Genomic DNA, 11,005 nt, shown 5'->3' on the forward strand with positions numbered 1-11,005 from the left:
CTCTCAGTGCCCAGCACGAAGAAATCCAAAGAGTTTCAGCGCGATAAAGTAGAGGAAAAGTCGAAGGGAAAGGAAGCAGCTCGTGTCTAGCTTGCGGGAAGCCAAGAAGCAGGCAACGCGCCACGCCATTGCAGATTCGGCAGCGCGTTTGGTGGTCGATGAGGGCGTGGAAAACCTCACTGTCGCCCGAATTGCTGAAGCCGCGGGGGTATCCCCGCGCACCTTCCATAACTATTTCTCTTCGGCCTCCGATGCTTTGTTCTTCTTCGCCGCGAGCTTGCTCGATTCCCACTCCGATGTGATCGAGAACCTGTCCCCGGAGATGGGCATCAACGAATTCTTCGAGGCTATGTTGCTCGAGGTCCTCGACGATGACCAGCCCAACCTGCATTCCCTCGCCACGCTCGTCACAATCGGCGAGTCCATGGAGAGCATGAGCCACACTGCTGAGGAACGTCAACGCTATGAAAAGGTGGCTTTCGGAATCGTCGAGGCTTTCGGCCGCCGCATGCCAGGTTATTCCAAACTGGAACTAGCAATCCTGCTTGCAGCACACGGCGCCGCGGGCAAGGTCGCGCTGACGGAGATCGCTGACCAGGAAAGCTCCGGAACAAAGCTCAGTTCCGCTGAAAAGCGCGAGATCGTGCATCATGCCTTCCAATTCCTGAAGCAGATTCCTTAGACCAGCCACAACCCAGCTCAGTGTCCCCTGATTTTTGCAGTTCACTGAAAATTCACCCCGGGCCCCCGCAAGAGCGGTGGGTTCCGGGGTAGTGTCGTATAAGTCGTATTTAACCCCGAGCATATTTGGAGTGTCCACAGTGAAGGTAGCGATTCTTGGCGGCGACGGATTCTGTGGATGGCCAGCCTCCCTGTACCTATCTGATCAAGGTCACGACGTCATCATCGTGGACAACCTCTCCCGCCGCGCCATCGACACCGAGCTAGGCGCTGAGTCTTTGACTCCGATCGTCTCCATCGAAGAGCGCATCGCCGCCTGGCACGAGGTCTCCGGTAAGACCATCGAGTTCCGCAACTTCGACGTGGCGCAGGACTACGACGCTCTCCTTGAGTTCCTCACCACCGAGCGTCCCGACGCCGTGGTGCACTTCGCCGAGCAGCGCGCTGCGCCTTACTCCATGAAGAGCTCCCGCACCAAGCGCTACACAGTGGACAACAACATCAACGCCACCCACAACCTGCTGACTGCCATCGTCGAGTCCGGTGAAGACATTCACGTGGCGCACCTTGGCACGATGGGCGTCTATGGCTACGGCACCGCCGGAATGGAAATTCCGGAAGGCTACCTCGACGTCCAAGTCAAGGTTGAGGGCCAAGAGCCGATCGAGCAGTCGATCCTGTACCCTTCTAACCCTGGCTCCGTGTACCACATGACTAAAGTCCTGGATCAGCACCTGTTTGCGTACTATGCCAAGAACGATGAACTGCGCATCACCGACCTGCACCAGGGCATCATCTGGGGCACCCACACCGAGCAGACCCTCAAGGACGAGCGCCTTATCAACCGATTCGACTACGACGGCGACTACGGCACGGTGCTCAACCGCTTCCTCATCCAGGCCGGTATCGGCTACCCGCTTACCGTCCACGGCACCGGCGGCCAGACCCGCGCTTTCATCCACATCCGCGACATGGTTCGCTGCGTCGAACTCGCGCTCGAGAACCCGCCGGCCAAGGGTGATCGCGTCAAGATCATTAACCAAATGACTGAAACCCACCGTGTTCGCGATCTCGCAGAACTGGTGGCCAAACTCTCTGGTGCCAAGCTCGCCATGGTGCCGAACCCGCGCAAGGAGTCCGCAGAAAACGAATTACACGTCTCTAACAACACCTTCCTCGAGCTGGGCCTTGAACCCACCACTTTGTCCGAGGGTCTCCTTCACGAGGTCGAGGAAGTCGCGCAGCGCTACGCCGACCGAGTGGACCGCTCCAAGATCCCGGCCCAGTCCCTGTGGACCAAGCAGCAGCATGCGGGCGTTCCGGAAGAACTCCTCAACGAGGCCGCTCACTAAGCAATTCACCGAAGCATCGTGCGCATCGCCATCGTTACCGAGGTCTTCCTGCCAAAGATCGACGGAGTAGTCACCCGCATCACCCACACCCTGGAACAGCTCGCGGTACTGGGCCATGAGGTCCGCATCTTCGCCCCAGGCAACCCGCCAGAGACCTTTGCGGGATTCGAGGTAACCCGCATCCCTAGTCTCTCTCTGCCGGTGTATCCAGAGATCAAGTTTGGACTGCCCACCTGGAAGTTCTTCTCGGAGATTCGCGCCTGGGAGCCTGACGTCATCCACGCCGTCAATCCAATCTGGACCGCTGCGCTTGGTGTATTCGCGGCGCAGCGCGACGCCGTCCCACTCGTGGCCAGCTTCCACACCAACGTCCCCGAATACGTTGAAGCACTCGGCATCGGCTGGACCCGCCCACTGACTGAGGCCGCCATCAACTACCTCCACAACCAGGCCGCCGTGAACCTTTGCACCTCTGGCCCGATGGTGGATAAGGCCCGCGGCATCGGCATGCACAACGTCAAACTGTGGCCCAAGGCCGTGGACACGCAGACGTATCACCCGAGGAAGGCGTCGCCAAGCATGCGCGAACGCCTCACCGCCGGCCACCCGGAGGCCCCACTGCTGACCTATATCGGGCGCATCTCCAAGGAAAAAGACCTGGAAAGGCTCGACAACGTCATCCGCCTGGTGCGCGGCCAGGCACCGGACGCACGCCTCGCCATCATCGGCGCGGGACCGTACCTCGACGCGCTCAAGGCAACCTTCGATCCCGAGATGACGGTATTTTCCGGCTACCTCTCCGGCGAAGAACTCGCGCAGGCCTTCGCTTCGGGCGACGTATTCCTCTTCCCCTCTGCCACCGAAACCCTCGGCCTCGTGGCATTGGAATCCTTCGCCTCTGGAGTGCCGGTCATCGGCACCAACGCTGGCGGAATCCCCTTCGTCATCGAAGAAGGCGTGACGGGCCACCTCATCGATCCCGACGCTCCCGACGAAGCTTGGGCGGGCGCAGCGCTGGGCCTGATTGAAGATTCTTCGCGACGCGCCGCCATGGGACAGGCCGCGCGTGCCGAAGCTGAGCAGTATTCATGGTTAGAATCCACAAAGGCGCTCGTTGCAGCCTATGAAGAAGCTACTGCCAACCCCTATCACCGCTGACAAGGATTCCTCATGCCATTGCCGCCGTTGCCACTGCCCACCAGCTTGGAAGAGATCTACTCCGCCGGCGCATTCGTGCAAACCGGAATAGACGCCTCCTTCGCCGAGTTTTTGGGCAAGGTAACTGCCATCGAGTTCAACTTCCAGCCATCTCCTGAAGGAGACGCGGAGACTGAGCTCGATCAAAAGGTTCAGGTGCGTTTCAACACAGCGAGGGGCCCGCAGGACTTTCCGGGAATTCGCCTTGCCACCGTGGAGGACGAGGTCCTAACTTGGCGAGCCACAGGAGCAGCCCAAGCTCCCATGGCGGAGTTCCACGCTCCGCAGCCTTACCACGAATCGTTGCTCACCATTGCGCGCTTCTTGGTAGGAAACGCCCCGGTCGTGCGCGCTCAGCAGGGCGATCACGAGGCAATCATAGCGGTGCCCTTCACCCAACTTCCGCAGGACGCCCGAGCCACGATTCTCGCAGGCATCGAGCGCTTTAGCGGTGGGGTCGACGAGCGTTTGGCGCTATTGCACTTGGCCCAAGCGATGGGCCTTGAGACAGACTCCACCACGCGCGCGGATTCGGAGAGCATTCGACTCAGCGATGGCACGGAAGTCCGCCTTACTCCTGAGGGCGCCCCAGAAGGCCAGCGCATCGTGGTTCTGCAGGGACGCAACTATGGTTTGTTGCCGGAGCAGGTGCTTTCCGACGCCCACTTCACTGCCGTTGAGCACCAATTCTTCCTGGAGGCACGCTACCCCAACGCTGAGGCTGAACTCGACCTTTCGACGGGAAGCGCCGTGCTTAACACGGCTACCGGCTCGACGACCGTGAACGCGCACCTCATCGCGGTTGTTGACTCTGAGAATTTGACCTGGGCATGGGCGGAGCCTGAGTATTCCTCGACTGTCGCGGCCCAAGCTGCACATAATCTTCTACGTTTTGGACGCGATAATGCGCTGCCGGATTTCGTGCGTCCTCAGCTGCCCCTAGCGTGGGCGCGGGCTGCTCATCTGCCACAGATGGCAATGCCGGTGTTGGGAGTATGGACGCTGCTGACCGCGCGCTTGGGTGAAAAGACTGGGTTGTTCCTGGCGAGCTCGCCTACCTTGACGCTGCCCGCGCCGACGCGTGATGTTACCGATGCAGTTCTCGCGGTAAAACTGCCGGCGCAATGCGATGCCGCCCGCGCTCGCTCTGCTTATACGGCAAACCGCGGCATCCTTTTGTAATTTCTAAAACCCGGCCTGCCGAGTGTGCGCTCGGCGGGTCTTGGGCTTTCTAAGCGCGGGCGATAGCTGCACGGAATTCTTCCGGCTGGCCAACCGGCTGGAACTGCGCGTCTTGGGTTTTGTCCACCAGAACAGCGCGGACGCCCTCTGCGAAGTCTGGGCGACGCAACATGTGCTTGCCGAGTTCTAGTTCCATACGCAGCGCCTCGCGAATGTCAGCGGCATTGGCTTCGGCTTCGAAAAGCTCGGTCGCTGCGACCAGAGCCGAAGCGCACGCCTTCTCGGTAAGTTTGGCGAAGAGTTCTGCGAGTTCCGGATGTTGTGGCAACGCGGCTGCGATCTCTTCCCACGTTGCGTGCTGGAATACCTCGTCGATGTCTTGGATGAGACCTGCCAGTTCTGGCTGACCTTCAGGTTCTACGGCGTGCTTTTCAATGGCCGCGTCAACTCCGTCGGCGATGACGTCCTCGATAAAGGCATCGGCATCCTTGACGACGTGGGTGGCAAGGCCAGACCACAGCATGTCGGCTGCATACATGCGGTAACCGCTCAAACCCCAGAACTTCGCCAGAGCGGGGTCAGCTTCCCCGCGAGTTCCGACCATGCGCTGGGACATGTAGGCGATGCCGACGTCGGTAACGTAGCCGATTGCCATCTCCGGCATAGACGCAAAGGCCTTCTCTGTAACGACTCGGTGCGAACCATGCGCGGAGATACCCAAGCCTCCGCCCATGGCTACGCCATCGATAACAGCGATATACGGCTTGGGATACTCGGCGATGTCCCCGTTGAGCGCGTACTCGCCTTCGAAGAACTCGTCTACCTCTGCCCACTTTTCGGCGAGAACGCCGTCGCGCGCAGCGCGTACGTCGCCACCTGCGCAGAAAGCTTTGGGACTATTGGAATATACGAGCACCTGCTCGACCTCGTCGTTGTGACGCCACTGGGAAAGAGCTTGACGAATAATGTCAAGCATCTCAGGATTCAAACTATTGAGCGCGCGCGGGCGATTTAGCTCAATCACTCCGGTATGGTTGCGAATTGAAACAAGCACTGGCGAGGATGTTGTGTTTTCGACGTTTATTTTCTCAGACATGCACACCAGTGTGACACATCACAATTGATACTGCCACCCCGATAAATCACAGATTGGTTGGACACTTTGGTTCCGCAGCTCATTGCGCTCGACATGGACGGCACACTGCTTGACCCCCAAGGTCAACTTCCCCCGGACTTTGCTGAGCTCACCGAGCTCGCCCGGAGTCAGGGCGCTACGCTTATCCCCGCATCCGGGCGCCAACTTGCCACCTTGCAGCTGATGTTCCCGGAGTTTTCTACCTTCATTGCGGAAAACGGCGCCGTCGTCATGCGCGATGGCGACATCATCGCGACCTTCCCACTACCGGTCGAGGTGGTCGAGCGCGTCTTGGACGCATCGGCGACTCTTCCTGCCGAACATACGCTGGTTTTGTGCACTCCAGCTGGCGCGTTCATTGAGCGTGACATCCCGGACCATGCCGTCGCAGAGATCTCTAAGTATTACAAGGCAGTGACGTGGGTGGACGACCTCACCGCGGTGCAGCACGACAACATCATCAAGATTGCGGCCTACTGCCAGGACGGATCTGAGGCCAACCTTGCCCCCACTATCGATGATGTCGTCCAGGACCACAATGTGGCCATCTCCGGCAAGGTGTGGCTGGACGTGATGGCGGACGGCGTCGACAAGGGCGCGGCGTTGACTGCGATGGCTGAGTTGAGTTCAATCCCTCTTGCTGAGACCGCTGCTTTTGGGGACTTCCTCAACGATTACGAATTGCTTCGTACTGCCGGATTGGCGGTGGCGATGGACAATGCGCACCCGCAATTGAAAGAGATTGCGGATATCATTGCCCCCTCCAATGCCGACAATGGTGTCGCTACGGTACTGCGGGGCCTGTTCGCAGGTGTCCCAACCAGCGATTTAAGCATTTCTTAGGCAGTCCAAATTTGGGTGAGAAACACTCCCCATTATTTTAGGAATCCATACACTTCGCGGGCTAAACTGATCCAGTCGCTAGCCGCTATTCCCCTGGAGAACGTTTTGAAACAGTTTTTGAGGTCCCTCCTCGGCAAGCCTTCCTCAACTGCCCAGGAGAAGTCCAAGAAACCCGTTTACCAACCGGTCGCGACTCCGACCAAGGGAGAGCAGGCTTCGCAGGCCACCCCTCCGCAGTCCGGCGATGATGCCAAGGCTGATGTTCCTTCTGACGCTAAGTCCGGCGACAAGCCTGGTCAGGGTAGGTCTCCGCAGCAGTCTGCAAAGCCTCAGCCAGGGAAAGCACCGACTCCTAAGCCAGCCGCGCCTAAGGCCCCGGCTGATAAGTCTGCCAAGCAGAGCACTTCCACCATCGAAGGCACTAAGAACGCCGAAAAATCCGAAAAAGATGGTTCGAATGCAGCTAAGCCGGCGGACAAGACCACAAGCGACCAGAAGAACGCGTCCGTCGACCATCCGAAGCAGGCCAAGCACGAACCAACTCAGCAGAATTCCACCAAACCTGTAGTGAAGGACACCCCCTCTGCGAAGCTGCCGCCACGTCCAAACAACAACGCGCAGAAGCAACAACCGGCCAAGGACGCTCAGCAGCCCAAGACTGGCAACTCCTCTGCAGGAAACAAGCAATCACAGAACTCAAAGGCACCAAAGCCCGGCCAGCCCGCCAAGAAGGGCTCCACTTCTGCTGCCACTGAACCAGTAGAGAATGCGTCGAAGCCAGCCGCGCCTAAGGCCCCGGCTGATAAGTCTGCCAAGCAGAGCACTTCCACCATCAAAGGAACCAAGAACGCCGAAAAATCCGAAAAAGATGGTTCGAATGCAGCTAAGCCGGCGGACAAGACCGCAAGCGACCAGAAGAACGCGTCCGTCGACCATCCGAAGCAGGCCAAGCACGAACCAACTCAGCAGAATTCCACCAAACCTGTAGTGAAGGACACCCCCTCTGCGAAGCTGCCGCCACGTCCAAACAACAACGCGCAGAAGCAACAACCGGCCAAGGACGCTCAGCAGCCCAAGAATGGCAACTCCTCTGCAGGAAACAAGCAATCACAGAACTCAAAGGCGCCCAAGGCCCCGGCTGATAAGTCTTCCAAGCCAAGCACTTCCACCATCGAAGGAACCAAGAACGCCGAAAAATCCGAAAAAGATGGTTCGAATGCAGCAAAGGCTGCGGGCAAGAACGCCGACGGCAAAAAGAAGCCACGCCTGATTTATCCGCCGGTAACGAAGCAACAAGTAACACAGACGCAAAAGGCGTCTGTCGCGCCAAAGCCACAGAACGCACAGGCTCCAAAGACTCAACAGCCAAAGACTCAACAAAGCGCTCAGCCGAACACGGGCGCCAAGCCCGATACCTCGAAGCAAAGCACTAAGCCAGAGACGCCGAAACAGGGCGCCTCGAAGGCAGGCCCCACAGCAGCTGGCGCCGCCGCAGCCGGTATTTCCGCAACCAAGGCCAAGGCTGAGGCGCAGAATCCGCCTGCAAAGCAACACCCGAAGCAGCCTAATGCCGGTAAGAACAAGCAGCCCGAGGGCAAGCCGGCCAACGCAGCACAGGCATCTCAGACGGCCCAAGCTTCTCAGCCTGCTGGAAAGCCGCAGGCTCAGGCCCAGCCAAAGGCCCAGGCTCCGCAATCTCAGGCTAAGCAGACACAGCCCCAGGCTCAAGCACAGCAGCCGCAAAAGCCACGGCCAGAGGCAGAACAGGCGAACCGCCCAGCGAGTGCCGCGAAGCCTGGAACCACTGCAAAAGCAGCTGGCGCAGAAGCCACCGCAAACTCCGCGAACCACGCTGCCACTGAGCAGGAGATCGCACGCGCACTCGCACGTCGCTCGCAATCCGTGGGCACGCCTTCCCAGCAGCAGTTGAAGGCACCGAAGCCTCCTCGCGAAGCACAGAAGCATCCCAATCGTTCTGCGCAGACCTCAGACGCCAAGCCGAACAATAAGCCAATCGCGAAGCCCACTGCCAAAGAAGCAAGCATCGCTGCTGCCCCAGCGGCATTTGTGCAGCCGCCCAAGAATGAGCCGCGCCCGCAGCAATCTGCAAAACCGGCTACCCCGGTCATGGTGGACAGCTTCCCCCACGAGCCCGAAGCACTTGCCACGCCACCAGAAAGCAAGGAAGTAAAGCACAACCGCCGCGCCCGCCTGCGCCAGGTCAAGGGCCTCGACGGCCTTCGCGGCCTAGCCGTCCTCGCAGTGGTCATCTACCACTTCTTCGGCGACTTCCTGCCCGGTGGTTACCTCGGCGTTGACATGTTCTTTGTCCTATCCGGATTCTTGATTACCTCCCTGCTCGTCCGCGAATTCCGCGCCAGCGGCCGCATCAGCTTGAAGGATTTCTGGGTCCGACGATTCCGCCGAATCCTGCCCGCAGCGTTGGCCGTGCTCATCATTTGCACGTCCATCGTTGGTCTCATCGGCGGTGATCTAGCAGTAGGAATCCGCGAGCAGTTCCTGGGCACGTTCTTCTTCGTCAATAACTGGACACAGATTGCCACCTCGCAGTCTTACTTTGCTGACAACGAAATTCAGGTCTTTGCCCACTACTGGTCGTTGGCTGTTGAAGAGCAGTTCTATGTCATTTGGCCCCTGCTCATTTTCACCATTTTCGCCATTTCCCGGCGTCAACCCCGCCGACTCCCAATTGCGGTCTCGTTAATTCTGGCCATCGCGTCCGGCGTGGCAATGTGGCTCATCTACGTTCCTGGTGAGGACCCAACGCGCGTCTACTACGGCACCGATACCCACGCCTTCGGCTTGCTCATTGGCGCAATCCTTTCTTTGATGCTCACCAGCACCAAGGAAGATCCCGGGGCTGACTCGTGGGCAAGTCCCGGAAAGTCCGAGCGTGTTCTGGCAGGAACGATTGGCTTCTTAGCGCTTGCGGGTTACATCGCGCAACTGTTCCTAATGCCGGACGATGCAGACTTCACCTACCGCGGCGGCTTGGTGCTGACAAGCGTCCTCGGCGCGCTCATGATTTGGGGCGTCGTCCGCGAATTCGGTCCTCTCAAATGGATCTTCAGCACTGCCGTCATGCGTTGGCTGGGTCAGCGTTCCTTCTCGCTGTACCTGTGGCACTGGCCGGTCGTGATGATTTTGCGCGCGATTTTCGACGGAAACCACTCCTCCGACAAGCCGTGGATTCTGGGCCTTGTCGCGATACCGATCTCCTTCCTGCTGGCAGAGCTTTCCTACCAGTTCGTGGAGAATCCTTTCCGCCGCGGCGGTTACAAGAAGACGTGGACTGGCTACTGGGCGGCCCGCCCCTCGATCTCCGAGATGAAGGACGGATTTGCCAAGGCCTTTTGGCCGTTTGTGCCGTTGATCGTCGTCGCTTCCCTAGTGGGCGTGGGCTACGCGCTGGCGACCTCCAGCGATAAATCTGAGCTGGAGCAGCAGCTCGAGATGCTGCAGCAGAAGAACACGCAAAGCAACCAGGGCAACCCTGGCGCTGCGGCAGCTCCAGCGAGCCCAGAAGAAAATACCAGCCGTCCGATGCCAACCGGCAATGAAATTACCGCCATCGGTGACTCGGTGATGTTGGCTGCCTCCGAGGCACTGCAGCAGCGCTACCCAGGCATCTACGTCGACGCCGACGTTTCCCGCCACTACACAGCAGCTATCCCGATCATTCAGCAGCTCAAGGATTCTGGCCAGCTGCGCTCCACGGTTTTCCTTGGCTTCGGTACCAATGGCCCGGCATTCCCTGACCAGATTCAGGAAGTCGTTGACCTCATCGGCCCAGACCACACCATCGTGATGGCCGTTCCTTATGGCGACCGCGGATGGATGGCACAGTCCCAACGCGACGTCATCGATGCTGCGAAAAAGTACGACAACGTCTACCTTGCTGACTGGTGCACCCACGCACAGAGCAACCCGAACTTGCTCTATTCCGACGGCATTCACCCGCTTCCGGAAGGCGCTTCGGAATACGCCTTGGCTTTCCACTACGCCTTGTTGCAGTATTCCAACTACGACAAGAACTTGGATTCCAAGTGCCAGATCTAGAAGTTCTTGAGCCAAAGCTCCTAGAACGCAAAAGGCGGACGGTCTCTTACAGCGGACCGTCCGCCTTTTCGTTATCCTGTTTTTGGATTTAGGTAAGAAACTGCGCACACGAGGAACTTCCTGTTGACAGCTCCACGCAAAGAATGGATTTGGTTGGCCGCCACGGCAGCGCTTGCGCTAGTCGCCGCAATCGTAGTGATTGCCGGCTGGGATAGTCTCCCAGACCCACTGCCCAAGCATTTCAATGGTCGAGACGAACCTGATGCATGGATGCCAAAGACCTATCGCAATGCAATTGGTTTTGCTGTGCTTGTTCCTATTATTCTGACGATTGTTTCAGCAGTAACTATCGGCATAACGCAACAAAGCACCAAGACAACCACAGGCAGCTATTCGCAGTCTTCTGCGGTTGATATCGAGCGTAGCCGTGCTCACTCCGCTGCTATCCTTCCAGCGTTAAGCTTTTGGTTTTTTGCACTAACGGCAATCTGCACGGCGTTCGCGCTCACTGGAATCTTTCTCAGCGGCCCTAGAC

General features: G+C 58.7%; 8 protein-coding genes. 7 read left to right on the forward strand and 1 reads right to left on the reverse strand.

The window, feature by feature from the left end; genetic code table 11:
* The first annotated feature begins 82 nt into the window (after positions 1-82).
* The 4 genes from HMPREF0308_RS06970 to HMPREF0308_RS06985 all read left to right on the forward strand — a co-directional run bounded on the left by HMPREF0308_RS06970 (position 83) and on the right by HMPREF0308_RS06985 (position 4,412).
* Positions 83-682, forward strand: coding sequence for a TetR/AcrR family transcriptional regulator (locus tag HMPREF0308_RS06970; RefSeq protein ID WP_005530081.1), 600 nt, complete (start codon positions 83-85; stop codon positions 680-682).
* Between the two features lie 139 nt (positions 683-821).
* Positions 822-2,033, forward strand: a complete 1,212-nt coding sequence (locus HMPREF0308_RS06975) for an NAD-dependent epimerase/dehydratase family protein (RefSeq protein WP_005530083.1) — start codon at positions 822-824, stop codon at positions 2,031-2,033.
* Positions 2,034-2,051: 18 nt separating this feature from the next.
* A complete protein-coding gene (locus HMPREF0308_RS06980; RefSeq protein WP_005530085.1) occupies positions 2,052-3,191 on the forward strand; it encodes a glycosyltransferase family 4 protein in 1,140 nt (379 codons plus the stop codon).
* A gap of 12 nt (positions 3,192-3,203) precedes the next feature.
* Positions 3,204-4,412 carry a DUF6882 domain-containing protein gene (locus HMPREF0308_RS06985; protein WP_005530086.1) on the forward strand — a complete coding sequence of 403 codons (1,209 nt, stop codon included), beginning with the start codon at positions 3,204-3,206 and terminating at the stop codon, positions 4,410-4,412.
* 49 nt (positions 4,413-4,461) lie between these two features.
* Here HMPREF0308_RS06985 and HMPREF0308_RS06990 read toward each other — a convergent pair whose 3' ends face one another.
* On the reverse strand, positions 4,462-5,508 hold the full coding sequence (locus HMPREF0308_RS06990; RefSeq protein ID WP_005530088.1) for a 3-hydroxyisobutyryl-CoA hydrolase: 1,047 nt from the start codon (positions 5,506-5,508) through the stop codon (positions 4,462-4,464).
* A 57-nt stretch (positions 5,509-5,565) separates the two neighbouring features.
* Between HMPREF0308_RS06990 and HMPREF0308_RS06995 the strand changes: the two genes are divergently transcribed.
* From HMPREF0308_RS06995 to HMPREF0308_RS13280, 3 genes are all read left to right on the forward strand, one after another.
* Positions 5,566-6,390, forward strand: a complete 825-nt coding sequence (locus HMPREF0308_RS06995; RefSeq protein ID WP_005530090.1) for a Cof-type HAD-IIB family hydrolase — start codon at positions 5,566-5,568, stop codon at positions 6,388-6,390.
* Positions 6,391-6,495: 105 nt separating this feature from the next.
* Positions 6,496-10,470, forward strand: a complete 3,975-nt coding sequence (locus HMPREF0308_RS14180; protein WP_236251942.1) for an acyltransferase family protein — start codon at positions 6,496-6,498, stop codon at positions 10,468-10,470.
* A 123-nt stretch (positions 10,471-10,593) separates the two neighbouring features.
* Positions 10,594-11,005: DUF1648 domain-containing protein (locus HMPREF0308_RS13280; protein WP_169305113.1), on the forward strand; the 412-nt coding region annotated here is incomplete at its 3' end.

The sequence above is a fragment of the Corynebacterium striatum ATCC 6940 genome (genome assembly GCF_000159135.1).
In the GTDB taxonomy this organism is placed as follows: Bacteria; Actinomycetota; Actinomycetes; order Mycobacteriales; family Mycobacteriaceae; genus Corynebacterium; species Corynebacterium striatum.

Coding starts and splice junctions, on each gene's coding strand:
- HMPREF0308_RS06985 (WP_005530086.1), top strand. CDS start 3,204: ATGCCATTGCCGCCGTTGCCACTGCCCACCAGCTTGGAAGAGATCTAC.
- HMPREF0308_RS06990 (WP_005530088.1), bottom strand. CDS start 5,508: ATGTCTGAGAAAATAAACGTCGAAAACACAACATCCTCGCCAGTGCTT.